Here is a 22,598-nt window from a genome sequence, read left to right as displayed (position 1 = left end):
ACGGTGCGGGGGCGGGGAGTGGGGCGGGGGTGGGTCACGTGCACCTTCACTTCACCGCACCGGCGGTCAGTCCCGAGCGCCAGAAGCGCTGCAGGCAGACGAAGGCGGCGATCAGCGGGAGTACGGCGACGAGCGAGCCGGTGATCACCAGCGCGTAGTACTCGGGTTGTTGCTGGGTGACGCTGTTCCACATGAACAGGCCCAGGTTGACCGGGTAGAGGTGATCGTCGTTGAGCATCACGAGCGCGCCGAAGAAGTTGTTCCAGCTGGCCGTGAAGGAGAACAGGAAGATCGTCATGAAGCCGGGGGCGAGCATGGGAAGTCCGATCCGGGCGAAGGTGCGCAGTTCCCCGGCGCCGTCGACGCGGGCGGCCTCCAGCACCTCGCCGGGGACGTAGCCCTCGGAGAAGACGCGGGCCAGGTAGACGCCGAACGGGTTGACCAGGGCGGGCAGCAGCAGCGCCCAGTAGGTGTTGACGACGCCGGCCTTGGTGGCGAGCAGGTACATGGGCAGCTGAATGACGGTGCTCGGGACGAGGACGCCGCCGAGGACCAGGGCGAACAGCTTCTCCTTGCCCTTGAAGTCGTACTTGTCGAAGGCGTACCCGGTGGCGACGCACAGGAGGCTGGAGACGGCGGAGCCGACGACGGAGTAGAGGACGCTGTTGCCGAACCAGCGCAGGTAGATACCGTCGTTGAAGGTGAACAGGCGGTGCAGGTTGGACAGCAGGTTGAGGTCGCCGAAGGCGAAGCCGGAGGTCGCGAAGAGGTCGCGGTGGTTCTTGGTGGCGGCGACGAGCAGCCAGCTGACGGGCATCAGGGTGTAGCAGGCGGCGAGCAGCAGCAGGCCGTTGACGACACCCTTGGAGAGCAGGACGTTCGCCGGGGTGCGGCGGCTGCCTCCTCCCGGGCGGGTGTCCGCGGCGGGCTGGGCGGAGGGCCGGGTGGTTCGGGTCAGGGTGGTCATGCCGCGGCCTTCCAGCGGTTTCCGAGCCGGGTGACGATGAAGGAGAGGGCGACGCCGAGAGCGGCGAGCATCAGGGAGGCGGCCGCTGCGAGGCCGTAGTCGTGCTGCACGAATCCCGCCTTCCAGATGAAGAGGGTCGGCGACCACTCGCTGTCGATCGAGGGTGCTCCGCGCTGGTTGAGCAGTTTGGGTTCGGTGAAGATCTGTATCGCGCCGACGCAGGTGAACAGGACGGTCATGACGATCGCCGACACGATCATCGGGATCTTGATCTGCACGGCGGTGCGCAGTGCGCCCGCTCCGTCCATGACGGCCGCTTCGATCACCTCGCGCGGTACGGCCTGGAGGGCGGCGTAGAAGATGACCATGTTGTAGCCCGTCCACTGCCAGGCGGACAGGTTGACCATGGAGAGCAGGACGTGGTCGTTCGCGTAGAAGTCCCAGCTGCCGCCCGCTCCTTCGATCCAGCCGATCACGGGGCTCAGGCCCGGTGTGTAGAGGTAGATCCAGATGATCGAGGCGATCAGTCCGGGGATCGCGTGGGGCAGGAAGAGCGCGAGCTGGAAGAACCGCTTCGCGCGGGCGAGGGCGGAGTCGAGGAGCAGGGCGAGGGCCAGGGAGCCGCCGATCATCAACGGGATGTAGAGGGCGCAGTAGAGCGCGATGTGGGTGAAGGAGGCGCGGAAGCCCGCGTCGGAGAGGGCGCCGGTGTAGTTGGCGAACCCCGCGAACACCCGCTGGGTGCCGCCGAAACCGAGTCCGGAGGAACGTTCCTGGAACAGGCTCATCCACAGGGCGTAGCCGATGGGCGCGACCATGACGGCGGCGAACAGGACGAAGAACGGGGTGATCAGCAGGGCGGCTGCCCGGCGCTGCCCGCGCCCGGACGGCCCGGTCCCGCGCGGCCCGGCCGGGACGCGGCGGGCGTCCGGCGGGCCGGCGGTGCGGGCCAGGGACTCTGCCACTACGGCTCCTTCACGATCGGGGTGGCGGGAGGGGCGGGGCGCTGCCGGGTGCCGGCGTCGCGCCCTCGCCCGTCCCGCCGGGGTACTCGGCCGCCGTCACGCGGCGTGGGTCATGCGGCGTGGGTCACTCGGCGAGCTTGAGGCCGCGGTCCTTGATGCCGGCCCGGGCCTTCTGCTCGCCGGCCTCGACGCCCGCGGTGAAGCCGGACTTGGCGGTGGCGTCCTGGATGGCGGTGTAGACGTCCATCTGGTCGGGGCCCCAGGTCCAGCCGGGGACGATGGTCTCGGCCTGCTGGGAGGCGAGGGCGTACAGGTCCTGGCCGTTGAAGTAGGCGGTGTCGAACTTGGCCGCGGCGACCTTGCGCATGTCGAGGTTGGCGGGCAGGGCGCTGCTGGGCGACTCGAGGTCGGCGAGCCGGGCCTCGACTCCGGCCTTGTTCGTGGTGAGCCAGGTGATGAACTCGGCGGCGGCCTCGGTGTGCTTGCTGCCCTTGAGGACGCCGTAGGAGCTGCCGCCGAGGGTGCCGCTGGCGGCGCTGCCCCAGTTGGGCATGGGAGCCGCGGCCCACTTGCCCAAGAGGTCGGGCAGGGCGGTCTTCATGCCGCCGGCGGACCAGGAGGCGCCGAGGTAGGAGAGGGTGGTGCCCTCCGCGCGGGCCTTGGTCTCCTCGGGGCTGTAGGCGGTGAAGGTCTGCACGAGGCCGTCCTTCACGAGGCCGTCCCAGTAGGCGGCGACCTTGCGGGTGGCGGCGTCGTTCACGCCGGTCGACCAGGCGTCGCCCTGGATGCCGAACCACTTGCCCCCGGCCTGCCAGGCCAGGGCGGCGAGTTGGCTGGCGTCGCTCTTCGGGAAGGAGGCCAGGCGGACGTGCTTGTCCTTCTTCTTGACCTTTTCGGCGGCCGTCCGGAACTCGTCCCACGTCTTGGGGACGGTGATGCCGTACTTCTTGAACAGGTCGGTGCGGTAGTAGAAGAGCTGCGGTGCCACGTCGTAGGGGACGGTCCAGGTGCTGCCGCCGAAGGTCACCAGGGACTGGACGGGCTTCGGGAACTTCGTCCTGACCGTTTCACCGGCGTACTTGGTCAGATCGACCAGATTTCCCTGGCTGGCGAACTCGGGGACCATCTGGTACTCGATCGTCGCCACATCGGGCGCGTTGCCCGCCTTCACGGCGTTGGCCAGCTTGCTGTAGCCCTCGGTGGAGCTGGGTATCTCGGTGAATCTGACCTTGATGTCCTTGTGGGTCCTGTTGAAGGCGTCGACGGTCGACTTGGCGCCGAGGGTCCAGGTCCAGTAGTCGATGGTCACCGGCTTGCCGTCGGACGCCGCGCCGGCCGAACCGTCGCCGCCGCCGCAGGCGGTGGCGAGCAGGCCCAGCGCGGCGACAGCGGCGGTGGCGACTATGCGGAACGAACGTGACGTACGCGTCATGGCACGGCTCCTACGAGACCTCGTACGGGAAGAGGCGGTCGCAGGACATCTTTTGTGCACGCACGATCAACGTCAAGAGCGTTCGCGCGAAATAATCAAAACGATCGCCAGACGATCGCTTCGCTCGTGCAGTTGAGTGTCGGCTCAGGAACCGTCGGCGCTCGCCGCCCGGCCGCCGCAGGAGGAGCGGATCCGCAACTCCGGGAGCAGGTCCAGGTGTTGGCGCGGGCTCACCGGCTCTTCCCCAGCCCGCTCGGCGATGCGGCGCAGCAGGAGGTTCGCGGCGAGTTCGCCCACCGAGCGCTTGGGCGGGGCGATCGCGGTGAGCGGGACGTCCGCGAGGCCGGCGACCTCGTCGTCGTAGGCGATGAGCGCGAGGTCGTCGGGGACGCGCACGCCGCGTGCCTGGAGGCGGGGCACGAGCACGATCGCGTCCTCGTCGCTGTGCACGAGGGCGGCGGTGACGCCGCGCTTGCGAACGGCCTGGACGAGGTATTCGACGGACGCGTCGTAGTCGCCGTGCTCCCGCACGCTGGGGGCGTCGGTGTCGACGTGGATGCCGCGCGTGCGCACGGCCGCCTCGAAGCCCGCGCTGATCTGGTCGGCGTGGGGTCCTTCCTGGAGGACGGCGGCGATCCGGCGGTGCCCGAGGGCGGCGAAGTGGCCGACGGCGACGGCGGCGCCCTGCGCGCGGTCGGTGCGGACCCGGTCGAGCTCGGCGGCGGGGTTGCCGGGCAGGGCGGAGCGCTCGACCAGAACGGTGGGCACCGGGCACTCCATGAGCCACTTCTCCTGGCCGTCCGCGGGGACGCCGCCGAACCAGCTGGGCGCCACCAGCAGCCCCTGGGCGCCGCCCGCGACCAGGTGTTCCGCCTGCACGAAGTCCTCGGTGTCGACATAACCGGAGACACCGAGCACCAGCCTGCCGCCCTGGGCCCCGACGGCCTCGCGGGCGCCGCGAACGATCTCGGCGAAGATGTAGTTCGTGGTCGGGACGATCATTCCGATCACGACGCCATCGGCGGACTCGGGCCGCCGCTCCGGGGCGGGCGCGCTGTCCCCCGGCCAGACCACGGCGCCGTGCAGCCGCTGCACCCGGCCCTGGGCCGCCAGGGTCTCCACGTCACGCCTCAAGGTGACCGCGGACACGCCGAGTTCGGCCGCCAGCTCGGCGACACGGATACTGCCCCGTTCCCGGACGAGTTCGAGCACCCGCTCGTGGCGCTGGTCGACGTGCAGTCGCATGGGCTCCCCCTGGGGCAGTGATCCCGAGTGGCTTTCTCTACGCACACAATCGTATCGATCGTTTCCAATCAATTCGATCGATCCCGCGTTCGGGCGGGTGCCCGCCCAGGCTCGGCGAGCGCTCGCGCAAATGGCTGAGCGAGCGCTTGCGCGGCACTCAGTTCCCCACTCAGGGCCCTCCGACTGCACTGAGTGCCATAAGTGCGCTTCGGGTGCTACGTTCCCGTCCATGAGCTCCAGCAGCACGGTCCCGACCGCGAAGCCGCGGATGCGGGACGCCCTGGTCGCGGCGGCCTTCCAGCTCTTCCTGGAACGCGGCTACGAAGAGACCACCGTGGACGACATCGTGGCCCTGGCCGAGGTCGGACGCCGCTCCTTCTTCCGTTACTTCCCCTCGAAGGAGGACGTGGTCTTCCCCGACCACGAGCGGTGTCTCGCCGACATGACCGCGTTCCTGGCCGCGAGCCCCACGGACGCCGAACCCGTGCGGCGGGTGTGCGAGGCGGCCCGGCTGGTGCTCCTCATGTACGCGGAGAACCCGACCTTCTCGGTGCAGCGCTACCGCCTCACCAAGAAGGTGCCGGGGCTGCGCGCCTACGAACTGTCGGTGGTGTGGCGTTACGAGCGCGCGCTGGCCGAGTACCTGCGGGGACGCTTCGCCGGCCGGCCCGACGGGAACCTGCGCGCGAACGTGATCGCCGCCTCGGTCGTCGCCGCGCACAACAACGCCCTGCGCTCCTGGCTGCGTTCGGACGGACAGGGCGACGCGGCCGCCACGGTGGACCACGCCCTCGGCTACGTGCAGACCACGTTCGGCCCGTCGGCCGGCACCGCATTCGCCTCCGCCTCCCCCCTTGCCCGCGCCCCCTTCGGCGATCACGCCCACGCCCCCGGCACCTCCCCGGCCCCGGTGACCGACCAGGCCTCCCGGGCGATCTCCGCGCCCCTCCCGGCCCCGGCATCCCCGGCATCCCCGACATCCGCCGCATCTGCCGGATCCGCTGCGGCCCCGGCGTCACCCGCGCCCGACACCCGCCGTGCCGCCGGGGGCTTGGACGACGTGATCGTGCTCGTCACCCGGCGAGACGCTCCGCTGTGGCGGGTGGTGCAGGAGTTCGAGTCCGCCGTGGGCCGCGCCTGACGCCCGCACCCGATCCCCGCGCAAGGGAGCCATCCCCCCGGAAACTCCACAGATTTAGGGTACGCAGTGCCTTTACGAGTGACACTGAGTGCCATAACCTGTCGGCGTGCACGGAGGCACGACACCGGGCACGCACGTGCGCGGTTGGCGCCGGCACGTGGGATTCCGGCCGAGCGCAGGGAGTTGAACAGCGTGTACCACCACTCAGCAAGCGTCTCGTTTCCGGCGGCCGGCTCCGCGACGGGCGTTCTCGACCCGGCTTACGCGGACTCCAGGGACGCCATCCAGTTCCAGCGCTGCACCTGGTGCGGCACGGCCATGTACCACCGGCTGCTGTGTCCGGTGTGCCAGGGAAGCGAGCTCCGCACGGAGCGCAGCGAGGGCACCGGCACCGTCCGCCACTCCACCGTGGTGCACCGGAACACGCCCGCCGCGCGCAACGTGTCGCTGATCGAGATGAGCGAAGGCTTCATCGTGCGGGGCCGGGTCATGGGGCCGCCGGTCGGCATACACAGCGGAGACCGGGTGCGCCTGTCCACGACCAAGGACCCGGTCCGCGGTGAGCCGGTCTTCCAACTGGTCGACGAGCCGTACCGCGCCTGGACCTGACCGCGGCCGACGCTCCCTCGGTCCGACAGAGGCACATCCGGCCCGGCGCCGTCCCGAGAGGATGCGCTGCCACGAACCGCCGCCCGGCGGGCCGGAGTCGAACGCCACGGTGCTTGACGCGTCGTCACCGCCCACGGCGCCCTGAGGCGGCGGCGCCCACCTCAGGGCTTCAGGGTCACCCGGATCCCGACGGTGCCGTCCAGGCCCCGCCGCAGCCTGCTGCCCAGCAGGGTGAGGCGGCCGACGACGCCGTACTTGCGGGCGATGAGCGAGCGGTAGCGGGCGGTGGTGGCCGCGTCGGCGATCTCGGCGGTGGCCGGGGTCCCGTCACCCGTGGGACGGCCACGCAGGTCGCAGGGCCCGACGAGAACGTCGGAGCGGCGCCGGATCCGCTTCACCTTCCAGCTGTCGGCGGTCGTCCACACGCCGAGGCCGTCGCCGTCCCGGACGACCCACACCGGGGTGGCGACGGGCGTGCCGTCTTTGCGGTAACTGGTGACCAGCAGGTACTTGCCGGCGCCGAGCCCGGCCAGGAGCGTGTCGTCGTCCATGTGCGCAGTCTAGGAGTCGGCACGCTCCGACCGTGAGCGGCCTTCTCCCGTACCGGTCCCGGCCGTTCGGTCCAGTGCCGTCGCCATGCGCCGTACCGCTTCGGTGAGGATCTCGGGCGAGGTCCCCAGGTTGAGGCGTACGTGCCCGGTGCCTCCGGTGCCGAAGGGGATGCCGGAGCTGAGGGCGACGCGGCCACGGTCCAGAAAGGTCATGGCCGGGTCGTCGCCGAGGCCGAGGGCGCGGCAGTCCAGCCAGGCGAGGTAGGTGGCCTCGGCGGGGCGGTGGCGGATCGCGGGCAGGTGCTCGGCGAGCAGGTCGGCGAGCAGGCGCCGGTTGGCGTCGATGCCGGCCAGCAGGGCGTCCAGCCAGCCGGTGGCCTCGCTCAGGGCCGCGGTGTGGGCGATGACGCCGAGATGACTGGCGCCGTGACCGACCTCTTCGGGCATCCGGGCGAGGTCGGCGGCGGCGCCGGGGCCGGCGAGGGCGAGCGCGGCCTTGATGCCGGCCAGGTTCCAGCCCTTGGAGGCGGACATCAGTGACAGGGCGCGGTCGGCTCCGGGGACGCTCAGGTAGGGCACGTAGGTGACACCCGGGGCGACCAGGGGGGCGTGGATCTCGTCGGCGACGACGCGGACGCCGTACCGTTCGGCGAGGTCCGCCACGGCGGTGAGTTCGGCACGGGTGTGGACGGTGCCGGTGGGGTTGTGCGGGCTGCACAGCAGGAAGGCGGCCCGGCCGCCGTCCGCGGTCGCCGCCCGGAACGACTTCTCCAGCGCGTCGGGGTCGATACGGAGGCCGGCGCCGAGCGGGGCCTCCACCACGCGGCGGTCCATGTGGGTCACGAACTGGTAGAACGGCGGATACACGGGCGAGTTGACGACCACGGGATCGCCCGGTCCGGTGACCAGTTTCAGCATCTCGACCACGCCGAGCATGACGTCCGGAACGATCGCGGTGCGTTCCGCGGCGATCCCGTCCCAGTTCCAGCGCTTGGCGGCGAAGCCGGCGAGCGCTTCGGCGTAGGCGGTGCCGGCCGGGTAGCCGGTGTCGCCGAGGGCGAGGGCGTCGGTGAGGGCGCGGACGACCGGTCCGGCGAGCGGGACGTCCATCTCGGCCACCCAGAGCGGCAGCACGTCCTCGGGGTAGGTGCGCCATTTCATGCTCGTACGACGTCGCAACTGCTCCAGGCCGAGCGCGCGCAGCGGATCCGGTTCGCCGGGTGTGTCGTGCGGGGTGCTGGTCATGGGGCTCAAGATAGGGGGCTGTGCGGTGCCGGGAAACGGGGCGGGCCGGGGAGTGTGCAGCTGGTCGCGGCCCGGTCCGGTCGCGGATTGCCCGGGTCGAGCGGCAGAGATCAACTCGGGCGTCTAGATTGCGTCTTGAACAATGTCCTGAACGACCACCCTTTGCACGACGTCCCTGTCTCTTCCGGCATCCAGGAGCTGACCCACGTGACCGACAACTCGGCCGCCACCAACGACGTGGCCGTGTCACTGCGCGCCCGCATCAACACCAGCCAGCCGCACACCGCCCGGATCTGGAACTACTGGCTCGGCGGCAAGGACAACTACGAGGTCGACCGCGCGGCCGGCGACCAGATCCGCCAACTGCACCCCGGTATCGGCGAGTACGCGCGCGCCGACCGCCTCTTCCTGGGCCGTGCCGTGAACCACCTGGTCAGCGAGGTGGGCATTCGGCAGTTCCTGGACATAGGCACGGGTCTGCCCAGCGCCGACAACACGCACGAGGTGGCCCAGCGCATCGCGCCGGACACGCGGATCGTGTACGTCGACAACGACCCGCTCGTCCTCGCGCACGCCCGCGCGCTGCTCACCAGCACGCCCGAGGGCCGTACCGACTACCTGGACGAGGACCTGCGCAACGTCGACGCCATCCTCGAACACGCGTCGAAGATCCTGGACTTCAGCAAGCCGGTGGCGCTGATGCTGCTCGGTGTCGTCATCTTCATCGGCGACGACGAGGATCCGTACGCCCTGGTGCGGCAGTTGATGGACCGGCTGCCCGCGGGCAGCCACCTGGTGCTGTCGCACACCATCACCAGCCCCTCGATGCCGGACGTGGACGAGGCGGTCAAGTTCTGGAACGAGCACGGCACTCCGAAGCTGACCCAGCGCACCCCCGAGGCCGTCACGCGGTTCTTCGACGGCTTCGAGCTGCTGGAGCCGGGTGTGGTGTCCTGCTCGCGCTGGCGCCCGGAGGGCGATCAGGACGGCGAGCCGGAGGAGGTCGCCATGTTCGGCGGGGTGGCGCGCAAGAACTGACGGCGCGGGCTCACCGGCGGCGCGCGGATGTCAGGTGACCCGCCGCCGTCGGTGAACGCCGTCGGCTCCGGCCACGTACAAGTGGCCGGGCGCTCGACGAGCGGAGGGCCCCGCGGTGCCGGCAGGGGCATCGTGCGTCCGGGGTTCGGGAGCCACGCATGAGGCACGCACGACGACGGGTCGTCCGGCGAGTGACACGGCTGGCGGCGGTCGGCGGACTTCTTCTGGGAGGCGCGATGGTCGCCCAGGCGGCCATGGCGAGCGAGACTCCGGCACCCGCCGCGTCGGCCCGGACGCCCGGTTCGACGGGGACGACGGGTGACACCGGCGCCGCCCTGGTGGCGAGGCTCGGAACGGCACGGACGGCGGGCAGCTGGATCGGCGCCGACGGCCGGCCGGTCGTGGCGGTCACCGACCCGGGGGCCGCGGCGCAGGTGCGGCGGGCCGGGGTGGTGGCGAAGGTCGTGGACCACAGCATGAACGAGCTGAAGTCGGCCACCGCCACACTGCGTGCGGCGCCGCGTGTGGCGGGCACCGCGTGGTCGGTGGACTATCGCACCAACCGTGTCGTCGTCCTCGCGGACCGCACGGTGTCGGCGGGCGACTGGTCCCGGATGACCCATGTAGCAGCGGACATCGGCGGTTTCGTGCGTATGGAGCGGACGAAGGACACGTTCACCACACGGCTGAACGGGGCCCAGCCGATCCTGTCGACCGGCGGGCGCTGCTCGGCGGGCTTCAACGTCACCGACGGACAGCGGGACTTCATCCTGACAGCCGGTCACTGCGGGCCGTCCGGCTCCGTCTGGTTCGCCGACGGACAGGGTGAGGGGCAGCTGGGGCAGACGGTGGACAGCGCCTTCCCCGGCAGCGACTTCTCGCTGGTCCGGTACGCCTCCGGGAAGGCCGGCGACGGTGCCGCCGTGGTCGCGATCGGCGGTGGCAAGGGCGTGCTGATCACCGGGGCGGCCGATCCGGCGGTGGGGCAGCGGGTGTTCCGCAGCGGCAGCACGAGCGGGCTGCACGACGGGCAGGTGACCGGGCTGGACGCGACCGTGAACTATCCGGAGGGCACGGTCACCGGGCTGATCCAGACCGACGTGTGCGCCGAACCGGGCGACAGCGGCGGCCCGCTGATCTCCGACGGTGTCGCGCTCGGCGTCACCTCGGGCGGCAACGGCGACTGCACCACGGGCGGAACGACGTTCTTCCAGCCGGTGACCAGGGCGCTGACGGCGCTGAACGTCCGGCTCCTCGTCGCCGCCCGGAACCCGGCCGGCGCCGGCGCCGGATCCGCCTCCCCCGCCCCGTCGGCCCCGGCCGCACAGGGCGCGATGACACCGAGCGCGGCATCCCCCGGCTCGTCGGCGCCCGTGACGGGCACCACGCGGGGGCGGACGCTGCTGGCACGGCTCACGGACACCCGGAACGTCGGTCCAGGACTGCTGGTCGTCGCGGGCAGTCTGATCGCCCTGGTCGCGACGCGCTACATCCGGGCCGAGCGGGACCGCAAGGCCTACCGGCGGTACTACTCGGCGACCTGGGGCTGACAGGGACGCACGGCGTGGGCCTGCGCGGCTTTCGGCGGTGGTGACGGCGGCGCGGGCCCGCGAGGTCTTCGACGGGGCAACGGCGCGGGCCGCGCGGGTCCGTGGGGCTCAGGCGGCCCGGCGCGACCGCGGGGACGCGGCGGCCCACTCCGTCACGAGGCGCTGGTACTCCGCGCGCTCCTCGGTGTTCAGTGTCCCGCCCGCCCGGCGCCACAGGGCCCGGATCTCCTCGTTGACCTCCGCGGCCGATCGCTCGGAGGCGGCTTCAACAGTGGTGGACATGCTGTGAAGCATATGCCGACCCAGGTGAAGGTGCTGTGAGTAAGTGCACTCGATACGGGCATATCGGACCGTGTTGCTCATCACGTCAATGAGTCGGGCGGCAGCGGGAGTTCACGTCCGCGCCGCGGCGAGGACCAGCACCTGAATGGCCAGCACGGCGGCACCGCGCGCCCAGTCGTGGAAGTCGGAGACCCTGGTCTCCAGGTCGACCGGATCGGCCAGCGGGTGCCGGTGCGCGCGGATGGTCTCACGCACCGTGTCGCCCGCCACATCCATGAGGCCGACCCCCTCTCCGGCCAGCAGGATCTTCTGCGGCATCGCGAAGTTGGCGATCTGCGCCACCAGGGTCCCCAGGGCCCGCGCGGCCTCCTCGACGACCCGGGCCGCCATGGGTTCGCCCCCGGCCGCGCCGGCCAGGATCTCCTCGTAGCTCGCGTCACGGCCGCGGGCGGCGCGGATCTGGTAGCGGATACCGGGGATGGTGAGCAGGGACTCGGCGCTGCCGCGGGCGCCGTCGGGGGTGAGCGGGCCGTGGGCGTCGATGATCCAGTGCCGGCCGAAGCCCCGGTTCTCCTCGGCGAAGGGCACCCGCCGGCCGCCGAGCACGAGTCCGTAGCCGATCCCGGCCCCGATGGTCAGGACCGCGAACCGGTCCAGGCCGCGCCCCGTGCCGAACCAGGTCTCGGCCTCGACCAGGGCGGCCACGTCGTTCTCCACGACGACCGGCAGCCCGGTGCGCTCCTGGACCAGCTCGGCCAGCGGCACGTCCCGCCACCCCAGGAACGGCGAGTCGGCGACCACCGCGCGCTCGCGCACCAGACCGCCCACGCCGATGCCGATGCCCGCGAGGGCGGGGCGGCCGGCGGCCAGCTCGGGGGTCATCTCCGCGAGCAGGCCGGCGACGCCGGCGGGGTCCCGGTCTCGCAGCGGGCGGTCGAGGCGGGCGGTGATGTCGCTGCGCAGGGTGGTGACGACGCCGTAGACCATGTCCTCGGTGATCTTGAAGCCGAGGAAGGAGCGGGACTCGGCGACGACGTCGAGCGGCTGCGACGGCCGGCCCTGGCGCACCTCGGCCGGCCCGCCCGCCTCGGGCACCTCCACCAGCAGCCGGGACTCGATGAGCGGCTTGGTCAGCCGGGTGAGGCTGCCCTGCGAGAGGTGCAGGCGGCGGGCCAGCTCGGTGCGGGACAGCGGGCCGTGCACGAGGACTTCGATCGCCACGGAGCGCTCGCCCGCGCTCAGCGGCTGCCAGCTGGTCATGAGGACCGGCCTCTCCGTTCTTTTTTCTTTCGACACAGAAGCAACAAGGCCACAGTAGCGACGCATACCCGACTCAGGGAAGTATCGCCCGCCCTCTTGACGGGCTCATTCTTTTGCCGAAAAAGTAAAGCCCATGACCTTCTCCCTCGGCATCGTCGGCGCCGGTCAGTTCTCCGGCCAGTTCGCCAAGCTGTTCCAGGCCCACCCCGGCGTGGGCGAGGTCCACGTCACCGACCTGCTGCCCGAACGGGCCGAGCACCTCGCCGCCGCCGAGGGCCTCGCGGGCACGTTCCCCTCGTACGAGGCCATGCTGGAGTCGCCCGCGATCGACGCGGTCGCGGTCTTCACCCAGCGCTGGACGCACGGCCCGCTGGTCCTCAAGGGCCTTCAGGCGGGCAAGCACGTGTACTCGGCGGTGCCGATGGCGATCACCGTCGACGAGATCGCCGCGATCGTCGAGGCGGTCCGGTCGACCGGGCTGACGTACATGATGGGCGAGACCAGCCAGTACAACCCGGCGACCGTGCACGCCCGCAACCAGATCGCCGAAGGCGCCTTCGGCCGGCTCTTCTACGCCGAGGGCGACTACGTCCACGACATGGACCTCGGCTTCTACGACGCCTACCGGTACAGCGGCGGCGAGGACTGGAAGGCGACCGCGAGCTATCCCCCGCTGCTGTACCCGACGCACTCGGTGGGCGGGGTACTCGGGGCCTGGCGGACGCACGCGGTGAGCGTGTCCGCGATCGGTGTGCGCGACGAGCGCGACGACGGCGTCTTCGATCGTTCGGTCAGCCGGTTCGACAACGACATGTCCAACGCGACCGCCCTGTTCGAGGTGGCGGGCGGCGGATCGTTCCGCACCAACGAGTTCCGGCGGGTCGGCTACCCCTCGCACATCCGCGAGTCCCGATTCCGCTTCTTCGGTACCGAGGCCAGCATGGAGCAGCTGGCGACAGTCGCGCTGTGGCAGGACAAGAACGGCGTGAAGGACATCAGCGAGCTGCTGGAGCCCAAGACCACCCTGTCCCCCGACGACCCCTCGCTGCGGCACATCGCGCCGGAACTGCGGGCGGCCTTCACCTCGGGCTCGGCGCCGGTGCACGACCGCTCCCGGCTGCCGCGCTCGTTCGACCACCTGCCCAACGGTCACGAGGGCAGCCACCACTTCCTGGTGGACGACTTCGTGACCGCCGTCGCCACCCGCACCCAGCCGTCGGTGAACGCGTGGGTGGCCGCCCGCTACACCCTGCCGGGCGTCCTCGCGCACGAGTCCGCGCGGCAGGGCGGGGTGAGGCTGGAGATCCCCGACTTCGGGGAAGCTCCGGAGAACTGATCAGGTGCCCGGCTTGCGGCCGTACACGAAGACGTCGTCGCCGTTCTTCAGCAGCGACCAGTACTTCTTGGCGACCGTCGTGGTCATGTTGACGCAGCCGTGCGAGCCCGGCGGGTTCCACATGCTGAGGTTCACGGAGTGGAAGGCCTGCCCGCCGTCGAAGAACTGGCTGTACGGCATGGGCACGTTGTAGAGGCTCGAGACGTGGTCGATGTCCCGCCAGTAGATCTTCTTCAGACCGGTGCGGGTCTCGTAGCCGTCGCGTCCCGTGCGCACCGGCACGGGCCCGTAGACGAGCCTGCTGCCGTCCTGGATCCAGCTCAGCTGGAGCGTGAGGTTCACACAGGCGATCCGGCCCTTGTTCACCGGGCACTTGCCGGCCTTGTTGGGGTTGCTCCCGACGGCCTTCTGCTTGTTCATCAGGTCCATCACACCCCAGGTGACGGGGCCGGCGTAGCCGATGTTGGGTGTGATGCCGTGCTTGGTCTGGAAGGCCTGGATGGCCTGGCAGTCGGCGGCGGACTGCCGTCCGTCGACCGGCCGGCCGAGGAACTTCTCCACCTGCTTCTGATACGGCCCCGCCTGCGTGGTGCAGCTCGCGGCCTGGGCCGGCGCCGCGGTCAACGCGAGTGTGAGCGGCGCGACCAGCCCCGTGACACCCAACGCGACGACACTTAGCCTACGTATGTCCCCCATGTCGTCCTCTCCCCTTATCTCCCCATGACCCCGGGGCCTCCCCCGGGACTTTCCCTGCGCAATTCCCGCGGTCTCCGCCTACTAGACCCATGTGCGGGGCCGACGGTTGCGGTTCAGGTCGGGCTGTGACGAAATGCTGAACTTCGGCGCCGCCGCCCGGCAACGGGTACCGGACACCACACGGCGCCGACAGGACTCAGGCCCGGCCGACCTTGGCGCGGAACCCGGTGTTCACGGCGGTGAGTCCGCCGTCGACCACGAGGGTGGTGCCGGTGATCCAGGCGGCGTCGCGGGAGGCGAGGAAGGCCACGGCCGCGGCGATGTCCTCGGGCTCGCCGACCCGGCCCAGCGGGTACAGCGGGCGCACGGCCTCGAGTTCGTCCTCGCGGCCCTCCCAGGCCGACGTGCGGACCGTGCCCGGCACCACGAGGTTCGCCCGCACGCCCCGGGCGGCCGCGTGCCCGGCGAGGGTCCGGGTGAGGGAGCCGAGACCGGCCTTGGCGGCGCTGTAGGCGTGGTTGCCGAAGTCCTGCAGGCCGTTGACCGAGCCCACGCTGACGACGGCACCGCGTCCGGAGGCGGCGAGGTGCGGCAGCGCTGCCCTGCAGCAGCGGTACGCGCCGGTGAGGGTGATGTCGAGGTCGCGGGCCCAGGCGTCGTCGGGGTCGTCCTCGAAGAGAGGCACGTCCGGGGTGGCGTGGGCGGCGCAGTTGACCAGCACGTCGAGCGAGCCGAAGAGGGCCACGGCGTGGGCGACGGCCGCCTCGACGGAGGCCCGGTCGCCGACGTCGCACACCAGCGCCTCGGCGGCGAGGCCCTGTTGGCGCAGGGTGGCGGCGGTGCGCTCCGCCTCGGGCGCGTCCTGGTCGGTCACCAGGACCCGCCCGCCCTCCTGCGCGATCCGCCGGGCGACGGCTGCGCCGATACCGCGGGCCGCGCCCGTGACGAGAACTCCGTGTCCCGCGAAGCGATTGAGGTCGGTCATGACGGTGACCGTACGGGCCGGACGATCAGCACGACAGACTCCGTGCGCCTGCCGACGTGGTCACCGACGTGGGTCACCGGTATCCGGTCACGTCCGCCGGCTTGCCCGGGTCCTGTACCTCGACCATGTAGCGCCAGGCGTCGGGGCGGCTGCCGTCCACGTCGGTGAAGCCGTACTCCTGGGCGAGGCCGCCGCTGGAGAGGGAGTGGCCGTTGTGGCGGGACACGTCGGGGTCGGCGGCGAGGGCGGCGACGGCGCGGCCGACGAAGCGCGGGGTCTCGGAGATGGCGAAGTGCGGCTCGCGGTCGAGGGCGTCGCGCCAGTTGTCCTCACGGACGCCGAAGAGGTCGAGCATGATCTCCGAGCGCATCCAGCCGGGGGTCAGCGCGACGGCACTCGCCCCGCGCGGGCCGAGTTCGTGGCCGAGCGCGAAGGCCATGCGCAGTACGGAGGTCTTGGCGAGGTCGTAGAAGAGGTTCACGCGGTAGTTGTCGCGGTTGTAGTCGGCGGTGCCGTCGGTGACCTCCACGACGAGGCCGCCGGGCCGGCGCAGCAGGAGCGGCAGGGCGAAGTGACTGGTGACGGCGTGGGTCTCGACGGCGAGCCGGAGCAGTCGGAGCCCGTTGTCGAGGTCGTGCTCCCACACCGGTGTGTCCCACTCGAAGAGTTTCTCGCCGCCCCAGATGTCGTTCACGAGGACGTCCAGGCGGCCCTGTTCGTCGGCGATGCGGTCCACCAGGGCGCTCACCGCGGACTTGTCCAGGTGGTCGACGGGGACGGCGATGCCGTGCCCGCCGGCCGCCGTGACGAGGTCCGCGGTGTCCTCGATCGTCTCGGGACGGTCGTACTCGGAGCGGCGGGCGCGGGTGCTGCGTCCGGTGACGTAGACGGTGGCGCCGGCCGCGCCGAGTTCCTCGGCGATCCCCCGTCCGGCGCCCCGGGTCGCCCCGGCGACCAGCGCGACCTTGCCCTCGAGCGCACCTGACATGTCCGGCCTCCCGTGCAGTGACGACAGTTGTCGGACGCCAGTTTCGCGGGAACGCCGGACATCCTCACGCGCTTTTTCGGCGGAGCGCTCAGTGTCCGCGCGCGATCCACTCCTCCAGGTGGGGTGCCTCGGCGCCGATGGTCGTGGACTCCCCGTGGCCGGTGAGGACCTTGGTGTCCGGGGGAAGGGTGAGGAGGTTGTGCCGGATGGATTCGATGATCGTCGGGAAGTGGGAGTACGAGCGTCCGGTCGCGCCGGGGCCGCCCTGGAAGAGGGTGTCGCCGGTGAAGACGACGCCGAGACCGGGGTCGTACAGGCAGACGGCACCGGGGGCGTGGCCGGGGGTGTGCAGGACGGTCAGGTCGGCGCCGGCGGTCTCGAGGACCTGGCCGTCGAGGAGATGACGGTCGGGCTCGCGGTGCGGATGGGTGAGCTTCCACAGCGGCAGGTCGTCGGGGTGGAGCCAGATCGTGGCGCCGGTGAGGTCGGCGAGGGCGGGCGCGGCGTCGATGTGGTCGTTGTGCGCGTGGGTGCACACGATGGCGCTGAGGCGGCGGTCGGCCACCGCCTCGGCGATGGCCTCGGCGTCGTGGGCGGCGTCGATGACGATCACCTCGCGTTCGTCGCCGACGATCCACACGTTGTTCTCGACGTCCCAGGTGCCGCCGTCGAGGGTGAACCGGCCGCTGGTGACGAGGCGTTCGATGCGGGTGGTCATCAGAGCACCACCACCGAGCGCAGCACGTCGCCGCCGTGCATCCGGTCGAAGGCCTTCTCCACCTCGTCGAGTTGGATGGTCTCGGTGACGAACGCGTCCAGCGGCAGCCGGCCCTGCAGGTGCAGGTCGATGAGCATCGGGAAGTCGCGGGAGGGCAGGCAGTCGCCGTACCAGGAGGACTTGAGGGCGCCGCCGCGGCCGAAGACGTCCAGCAGGGGCAGTTCGAGCTTCATCTCGGGGGTGGGGACGCCGACGAGGACGACGGTGCCGGCCAGGTCGCGGGCGTAGAAGGCCTGCTTGTACGTCTCGGGCCGGCCGACCGCCTCGATGACGACGTCGGCGCCGAAGCCGCCGGTCAGCTCGCGGATGGCCTCGACCGGGTCGGTCTTCGCGGAGTTGACGGTGTGGGTGGCGCCCAGGGTGCGCGCCTTCTCCAGCTTCCGGTCGTCGATGTCGACGGCGATGATCTTCGCCGCGCCGGCGAGGTTCGATCCGGCGATGGCCGCGTCGCCGACGCCGCCGCAGCCGATGACGGCGACGGAGTCGCCGCGGCCGACGTTCCCGGTGTTGATCGCGGCGCCGATGCCGGCCATCACGCCGCAGCCGAGCAGTCCGGCCACGGCCGGGGAGACGGCCGGGTCCACCTTGGTGCACTGGCCGGCCGCGACGAGCGTCTTCTCGGCGAAGGCGCCGATGCCCAGGGCCGGGGAGAGTTCCTGACCGGTGGCGGCCAGGGTCATCTTCTGCTTCGCGTTGTGGGTGTTGAAGCAGTACCAGGGCCGGCCGCGCAGACAGGCCCGGCAGTTCCCGCACACCGCACGCCAGTTGAGGACGACGAAGTCACCCGGTGCCACATCGGTGACGCCCTCGCCGACCGACTCCACGACACCGGCGGCCTCGTGGCCGAGCAGGAAGGGGAAGTCGTCGGAGATTCCGCCCTGTTTGTAGTGCAGATCGGTGTGGCAGACCCCGCAGGCCTGGACACGTACGACGGCTTCGCCGGGCCCCGGATCCGGGACCACGATCGTCTCGACCCGTACGGGTTCGTCCTTGCCCGGTGCGATCACGCCGCGTACTTCCTGCGCCATGTGCCTGGCCCCTCTTCGTCGAATTGCCTACGGTGCCGACCCTACGCGCGACCCATCAGTAGGGACATGGACACGGGGTCAATAGTTGATCTTTCCATCTACCACCGGCAGGGCCCTGACCTTGGCCTGGACCGCGGCCTTGGCCGTGCCCGTGGCCGTGGCCGGACAGCGGTGAGGGCCGTCCCGGCGGGGACGGCCCTCGGATCCATGGGCGGATCAGGCACCTGCCCGGAGCACGAACCCGGGCGGCTCACGCGGGCGGGCGGCTCACCTGCACAGGCGACTCACGTGCGTTGCCGGCTCAGGCCTCGACGGCGGGGAGCAGGCCGGTCACGGGTGCGGCGAGGTCGGTGAGCTGGTGGAGTTCGTTCAGCCGGTTCAGTCCGCCGAGCTGGTCCAGTCCGCGCACCTGCTCGGTGACGGTCGGTACCTGGGCCCTGTGCTCGGCGGGGATGTCGCTGACGGCGAGCGAGTCCAGCGTGGTCATCGGGTTGATCTGCCCGGTGTTCGATGCGCCCGCGTCGGCCGCGTTCGCCATCGGTGCCGCGAGACCGGTGACACCGACGGCCAGACCGACTGCGGCGACGATACGTCGTGTTGAGATCATGCCTTCAGCAACGGTGCCGGACGCCGCACGGACACGGGCCCCGGGCCGCGCTCACCCGGGAGGCGGAGCACGGCGTCTGCGCTTGCCGTGGCCGTCGGGGCGGAGGAGGCTCGATGGTGGGGTCCGTGCGGTCCGCTCCCTGGCGGGCCGCGGGCGCCGGAAGGAGGTCCCGATGGGCACCGCGACAGGTTCCACCTTCGACACCGAGACACTGCGCCGGGGCATAGAGGGCAATACCGGGAACACGCTGCTCGCCCTCTACGCGGACAAGGCGGAGATCCTCATCATCGACCGCGACAGCCAGCCGAGCCACCCCAAGATCCTTCAGGGCCGCGGCCAGATAGCGGAGTTGCTCGACGACCTCTACAGCCGCGACATGACACACCACCTGGACCAGTGCGTCATCGAGGGCAACCGGGCCGCCTTCACCGAGTCCTGCGAGTACGAGGACGGCACCCGGGTCCTCGCCGAGTCGATGATCACGCTGGAAAACGGGAAGATCGCCCGACAGATACTGATCCAGGCATGGGACGAGTAGGGAGGAAGGTCGCGAGGGTCCAGGTCACCTCCCGGCTGACCTGGACCTTCTCGGCACGGGCGAGGCTGGGAAGGGCGGCGCGTCCGTCCCGCCCCCGGCAACCGGCCCCCGTTTCCGCGGCAGGTCTGCGCGCGACCGCCGCTCTGCTTCGTTCGATGCTGGCAGCGGCGCGCACTCGGCCCCGGCCCGCGTTGCCGCATCCCGCGCTGCCACGTCCGGCGGTGCCGCGTGCGGCGCGCACGCGCCACGGCCGGCCCCGGTGAGCCGCGCCGCACCCACCGCGTCGGTGCGGCTCGGGGCCCCGGTTACCCTGTACGCGGGCCGTGACTGGCGCTGAGGTGGAGTACCACCGGGGAGCGGTCCACGGTCGATGCCGCGCGCCTGGGCGATGAAGGTCAACCAGCTCAGGAGCGCAGATGACTCAGGCCCGCCTCATGGACGGCACCGCCCTCGCCCGCCGCATCGTCGAGGAGACCGCGAAGACGGCCGCCGATCTCACCGAGCGGACGGGCAGCGCGCCCTGTCTGGCCACGGTGCTCGTCGGCGAGGACCCGGCGTCCGTGACGTACGTACGCATGAAGCAGAACCGCTGCCGCGAGGCGGGCATCGAGTCCCGGCACGTGGCACTGCCCGCCTCCACGACCACCGCCGAACTCGTCGGCACCCTGCGGGAGTTGTCGGACGACCCGACGGTGCACGGCATCCTGCTCCAGCACCCGGTGGGCGACCACATCGACGAGCGGGCCGCGTTCGAGGCGATCGCCCCGCACAAGGACGTCGACGGGGTCACCTTCGCGTCCTTCGCCACGATGAGTTTCGGCCTGCCGGGCTTCGTCTCCTGCACTCCGGGCGGCATCATGCGGCTGCTCGACGAGTACGGCGTCGACCCGGCCGGGAAGCGGGCCGTGGTGGTGGGCCGCAGCGCGATCCTCGGCAAGCCGGTGGGCATGCTGCTCCTGGGCCGGGACGCGACGGTGACGTACTGCCACTCGCACACCGTCGACCTGTCGGCCGCGGTCCGCGAGGCGGACATCGTGGTCGCCGCCGTGGGCCGGCCGCGGCTGATCCGGGGAGGGGACGTCAAGCCGGGCGCGGTGGTGATCGACGCCGGTTACAACCCGGGGAACGTCGGCGACGTCGACTTCGACTCGGCGGTGGAGCGGGCCTCGCTGATCACGCCGGTGCCGGGCGGCGTCGGCCCGATGACGATCGCGACGCTGCTGGAACAGACCGTGACCGCCGCCGCCCGGCAGCTCGGCGTGTGATCCCTCGACGAGGCGTTCCGGTCCGCCCGGCTCGTGGCGCCGGCCGTCGTACGGCGCACAGCGCTGGACGCGCCGGGCGGCTGAGGCTCAGCCGTTGGTGATGACCATCCGGAAGCGGGCCTTGCCGGCCATCATCTTGTCGTAGGCCTCCCCCGCGCGCTCCAGCGGCACGGTCTCGGTGATCGGGCGGATGTTGTGCAGGGCGCTGAACTCCAGGGTGTCCTGCACGTCCTGGGCGGTACCGGACGGGTGACCGACGACCTTGCGGCCCGTCAGGAGCAGTTGAACCGGGGAGATGGCCATCGGTTCGACGTCGGCCCCGATGGCGACCAGTTCTCCGCGGGGCGCCAGGCCGTCCACGGTGGCGCTGATGGCCTGGGCGTTGCCCGCGGTGGCCAGGACGACATCGACGCCGCCGAGCGCCTGCAGTGACTCGGCGACGGGGGTGCCGGAGGTGCTGTCGACGTAGTGGTGGGCGCCGAGCTGCTTCGCGAAGTCGGCCTTCTCGGGGCCGCGGGCGATCGCCACGGTCTCGAAGCCCATCGCGACCGCGTACTGCACGCCGAGGTGCCCCAGGCCGCCGAGGCCGAGGACGGCGACCCGGTCGCCCGGCTCGGCGGAGCTGCGCCGCAGCCCGTTGAACGTGGTGACGCCCGCGCAGGCCATGGGCCCGGCGTCGACCGCGGACAGCGCGTCGGGGATGCGGGCCAGGGCGTCGCAGGGCGCGATCATCTTCTCGGCGAAGCCGCCGTCGTACGACCACCCGGGAACCTTCAGGCGTTCGCACACGATGAAGTCGCCCTTGCGGCACTGCCTGCAGTAGCCGCAACTGCCGCCGAACCAGCCGACCGTCACCCGGTCACCGGCCTGCCAGCCCCGCTCCGCCACCCCTTCGCCCAGTTCCTCGATGCGTCCGGCGACCTCGTGCCCGGGTACGTCCGGGAACGTCACGCCCGGCAGTGCCCCGTTCACGAACATGGCGTCGCTGTGGCAGATCCCGCAGGCCTCCACGGCGATCCTCACCTCTCCGCGTGCCGGCCGGGGCACCTCTCGCTCGACCAGTTCGAACGATCCGCCGGGGGCGGTCACCTGCGCGACTCGATAGGTAGGCATGCGTCTCTCCGGGAAACGGTACGAAGATCCTTCGGCGGCCCCTCACAGGCCACTCGGTCCAGCACACCAGCTCTGGGCCGATCGCGCGCGCCGAGCGCTTCCCGCCATCGGCGGTCGTACGGTCGCAGGCCCGGGGTGATCCGGTGCGGCGGGATCCTCAGCCGGCCTCCGGACGCCACCCCTCGGGCCGGAGCGTGCCGAGCAGCTGCCGCACGAGTTCGTCGACGACCTCGTCGAGGCTCGCGTCCACCCAGCCGGCGCTCCAGTCGTGCAGCAGGCCGTTGACGCTGCCGATAAAGGCCGTGGCCGCGAGCCGGTAGTCGCGCGGGGCCGCCTCGCCGCGGGCCACGGCCGCGTCGGCCTCGGAGCGGATCAGGTCGACCCAGCGGGCCCGGCGGGCCAGCCGCTGCTCCTCCAGGCGGGGGCTGACGCCGATGATCTCCACGAAGGCGATGCGGATGCGGCGCGGGTCGGAGGTGACGTCCCGGGCGTAGGCATGGAACAGCGCGGCGACGCGTTCGGCCAGCGGCAGCCCCTCGGCCGCCGCGAGCGCGTCCAGCACGGCCTGTTCCGCCCAGCCGTTGACCTCCAGGTGCAGCGCGGCGAGGACGTCCTCCAGGGTGCGGAACTCCTCGTAGAACTGGCGGGTGGACAGGCCGGCGGCCTGGCTCAGCGCGGCGACCGTGGTGGCGCGGAAGCCCGGGGTGTCGCCGAACAGGCGGAGCGCCGCGGCCAGGAAGCGGCGGCGCCTCTCGGCCTGCCGCTCCTCGGCGGACCTGCCGCCGTAGCGGCCCGTCGGCGCCCTGAGCCTGCCCGTCACGCATCCCCCTCCGTCCCGCCCCGATGCCCCAATGCCCCAACGCCCCAACGCCCCAACGCCCCAACGCCCCAATCTTGTCGTGCACACGTCTTGTCGAGAAGGCCGTCCCCTCCTTACTTTTCAGTAAGTTCACTGTGAAAGCGTCCGTGTTCAGATTCC

23 protein-coding genes and 1 riboswitch are annotated in these 22,598 nt (G+C 71.4%); of the genes, 7 read left to right on the top strand and 16 right to left on the bottom strand.

Annotated elements, in window-relative coordinates:
• Positions 1-46 precede the first annotated feature (46 nt).
• The 4 genes from ACWD5D_RS14285 to ACWD5D_RS14270 all read right to left on the bottom strand — a co-directional run bounded on the left by ACWD5D_RS14285 (position 47) and on the right by ACWD5D_RS14270 (position 4,609).
• Positions 47-967 carry a carbohydrate ABC transporter permease gene (locus ACWD5D_RS14285; RefSeq protein WP_451372965.1) on the bottom strand — a complete coding sequence of 307 codons (921 nt, stop codon included), beginning with the start codon at positions 965-967 and terminating at the stop codon, positions 47-49.
• Complete coding sequence (locus ACWD5D_RS14280) at positions 964-1,818, bottom strand: carbohydrate ABC transporter permease (protein ID WP_451373096.1); 855 nt, start codon at positions 1,816-1,818, stop codon at positions 964-966. Before ACWD5D_RS14280 ends, ACWD5D_RS14285 begins: the two co-directional genes overlap by 4 nt.
• Before the next feature lie 238 nt (positions 1,819-2,056).
• On the bottom strand, positions 2,057-3,364 hold the full coding sequence (locus ACWD5D_RS14275; RefSeq protein ID WP_451372964.1) for an ABC transporter substrate-binding protein: 1,308 nt from the start codon (positions 3,362-3,364) through the stop codon (positions 2,057-2,059).
• 144 nt (positions 3,365-3,508) lie between these two features.
• Positions 3,509-4,609: a substrate-binding domain-containing protein gene (locus ACWD5D_RS14270; RefSeq protein ID WP_451372963.1), complete on the bottom strand. Its 1,101-nt coding sequence runs from the start codon at positions 4,607-4,609 to the stop codon at positions 3,509-3,511.
• A gap of 229 nt (positions 4,610-4,838) precedes the next feature.
• Here ACWD5D_RS14270 and ACWD5D_RS14265 point away from each other — a divergent pair, with 229 nt between their 5' ends.
• Together ACWD5D_RS14265 and ACWD5D_RS14260 are read left to right on the top strand one after the other, a co-directional pair.
• Positions 4,839-5,750, top strand: a complete 912-nt coding sequence (locus ACWD5D_RS14265; protein ID WP_451372962.1) for a TetR family transcriptional regulator — start codon at positions 4,839-4,841, stop codon at positions 5,748-5,750.
• A gap of 192 nt (positions 5,751-5,942) precedes the next feature.
• The gene (locus ACWD5D_RS14260) at positions 5,943-6,359 is read left to right on the top strand and encodes a Zn-ribbon domain-containing OB-fold protein (RefSeq protein ID WP_451372961.1); all 417 of its coding nucleotides are present in this window, start codon (positions 5,943-5,945) and stop codon (positions 6,357-6,359) included.
• Between the two features lie 161 nt (positions 6,360-6,520).
• Here ACWD5D_RS14260 and ACWD5D_RS14255 read toward each other — a convergent pair whose 3' ends face one another.
• Together ACWD5D_RS14255 and ACWD5D_RS14250 are read right to left on the bottom strand one after the other, a co-directional pair.
• Positions 6,521-6,910, bottom strand: a complete 390-nt coding sequence (locus ACWD5D_RS14255) for a PPOX class F420-dependent oxidoreductase (RefSeq protein ID WP_451372960.1) — start codon at positions 6,908-6,910, stop codon at positions 6,521-6,523.
• Positions 6,911-6,919: 9 nt separating this feature from the next.
• Positions 6,920-8,155, bottom strand: coding sequence for a MalY/PatB family protein (locus ACWD5D_RS14250; RefSeq protein WP_451372959.1), 1,236 nt, complete (start codon positions 8,153-8,155; stop codon positions 6,920-6,922).
• Between the two features lie 207 nt (positions 8,156-8,362).
• Between ACWD5D_RS14250 and ACWD5D_RS14245 the strand changes: the two genes are divergently transcribed.
• Both ACWD5D_RS14245 and ACWD5D_RS14240 read left to right on the top strand, forming a co-directional pair.
• On the top strand, positions 8,363-9,193 hold the full coding sequence (locus ACWD5D_RS14245) for an SAM-dependent methyltransferase (protein ID WP_451372958.1): 831 nt from the start codon (positions 8,363-8,365) through the stop codon (positions 9,191-9,193).
• A 158-nt stretch (positions 9,194-9,351) separates the two neighbouring features.
• Positions 9,352-10,743, top strand: coding sequence for a S1 family peptidase (locus ACWD5D_RS14240; protein ID WP_451372957.1), 1,392 nt, complete (start codon positions 9,352-9,354; stop codon positions 10,741-10,743).
• 108 nt (positions 10,744-10,851) lie between these two features.
• On the opposite strand, the gene ACWD5D_RS14235 is transcribed toward ACWD5D_RS14240, so the two are convergent.
• Together ACWD5D_RS14235 and ACWD5D_RS14230 are read right to left on the bottom strand one after the other, a co-directional pair.
• Positions 10,852-11,037 (bottom strand): hypothetical protein, encoded by a 186-nt coding sequence (locus tag ACWD5D_RS14235; RefSeq protein WP_451372956.1) that lies wholly within the window; start codon positions 11,035-11,037, stop codon positions 10,852-10,854.
• A gap of 99 nt (positions 11,038-11,136) precedes the next feature.
• Complete coding sequence (locus tag ACWD5D_RS14230) at positions 11,137-12,285, bottom strand: ROK family protein (RefSeq protein WP_451372955.1); 1,149 nt, start codon at positions 12,283-12,285, stop codon at positions 11,137-11,139.
• A gap of 133 nt (positions 12,286-12,418) precedes the next feature.
• On the opposite strand from ACWD5D_RS14230, the gene ACWD5D_RS14225 reads away from it, so the two are divergent.
• On the top strand, positions 12,419-13,621 hold the full coding sequence (locus tag ACWD5D_RS14225) for a Gfo/Idh/MocA family protein (RefSeq protein ID WP_451372954.1): 1,203 nt from the start codon (positions 12,419-12,421) through the stop codon (positions 13,619-13,621).
• Here the strand turns inward: ACWD5D_RS14225 and ACWD5D_RS14220 are convergent, their stop codons facing one another.
• The 6 genes from ACWD5D_RS14220 to ACWD5D_RS14195 form a co-directional block, all read right to left on the bottom strand.
• Positions 13,622-14,317, bottom strand: coding sequence for a L,D-transpeptidase family protein (locus ACWD5D_RS14220; RefSeq protein WP_451372953.1), 696 nt, complete (start codon positions 14,315-14,317; stop codon positions 13,622-13,624).
• A gap of 196 nt (positions 14,318-14,513) precedes the next feature.
• A complete protein-coding gene (locus ACWD5D_RS14215; RefSeq protein WP_451372952.1) occupies positions 14,514-15,302 on the bottom strand; it encodes an SDR family NAD(P)-dependent oxidoreductase in 789 nt (262 codons plus the stop codon).
• 73 nt (positions 15,303-15,375) lie between these two features.
• Positions 15,376-16,290, bottom strand: a complete 915-nt coding sequence (locus tag ACWD5D_RS14210) for an SDR family oxidoreductase (RefSeq protein ID WP_451372951.1) — start codon at positions 16,288-16,290, stop codon at positions 15,376-15,378.
• Between the two features lie 88 nt (positions 16,291-16,378).
• Positions 16,379-17,008, bottom strand: coding sequence for an MBL fold metallo-hydrolase (locus tag ACWD5D_RS14205; protein WP_451372950.1), 630 nt, complete (start codon positions 17,006-17,008; stop codon positions 16,379-16,381).
• On the bottom strand, positions 17,008-18,096 hold the full coding sequence (locus ACWD5D_RS14200) for an S-(hydroxymethyl)mycothiol dehydrogenase (protein ID WP_451372949.1): 1,089 nt from the start codon (positions 18,094-18,096) through the stop codon (positions 17,008-17,010). The genes ACWD5D_RS14205 and ACWD5D_RS14200 overlap by 1 nt, the downstream gene beginning before the upstream one ends.
• A gap of 301 nt (positions 18,097-18,397) precedes the next feature.
• Positions 18,398-18,703 (bottom strand): hypothetical protein, encoded by a 306-nt coding sequence (locus ACWD5D_RS14195; RefSeq protein WP_451372948.1) that lies wholly within the window; start codon positions 18,701-18,703, stop codon positions 18,398-18,400.
• Between the two features lie 172 nt (positions 18,704-18,875).
• Between ACWD5D_RS14195 and ACWD5D_RS14190 the strand changes: the two genes are divergently transcribed.
• The gene (locus tag ACWD5D_RS14190; RefSeq protein ID WP_451372947.1) at positions 18,876-19,241 is read left to right on the top strand and encodes a nuclear transport factor 2 family protein; all 366 of its coding nucleotides are present in this window, start codon (positions 18,876-18,878) and stop codon (positions 19,239-19,241) included.
• A 313-nt stretch (positions 19,242-19,554) separates the two neighbouring features.
• Positions 19,555-19,635: riboswitch (ZMP/ZTP riboswitch) on the top strand.
• Positions 19,636-19,657: 22 nt separating this feature from the next.
• Positions 19,658-20,506, top strand: a complete 849-nt coding sequence (locus tag ACWD5D_RS14185; RefSeq protein ID WP_451372946.1) for a bifunctional 5,10-methylenetetrahydrofolate dehydrogenase/5,10-methenyltetrahydrofolate cyclohydrolase — start codon at positions 19,658-19,660, stop codon at positions 20,504-20,506.
• Positions 20,507-20,593: 87 nt separating this feature from the next.
• Here ACWD5D_RS14185 and ACWD5D_RS14180 read toward each other — a convergent pair whose 3' ends face one another.
• Together ACWD5D_RS14180 and ACWD5D_RS14175 are read right to left on the bottom strand one after the other, a co-directional pair.
• Complete coding sequence (locus ACWD5D_RS14180; RefSeq protein ID WP_451372945.1) at positions 20,594-21,619, bottom strand: alcohol dehydrogenase; 1,026 nt, start codon at positions 21,617-21,619, stop codon at positions 20,594-20,596.
• Between the two features lie 157 nt (positions 21,620-21,776).
• Positions 21,777-22,439 (bottom strand): TetR/AcrR family transcriptional regulator, encoded by a 663-nt coding sequence (locus tag ACWD5D_RS14175; RefSeq protein ID WP_451372944.1) that lies wholly within the window; start codon positions 22,437-22,439, stop codon positions 21,777-21,779.
• Positions 22,440-22,598 lie beyond the last annotated feature (159 nt).

The organism is Streptomyces sp. NPDC002520 (assembly GCF_053595235.1).
This window is presented reverse-complemented; position numbering and strand designations above follow the sequence as displayed.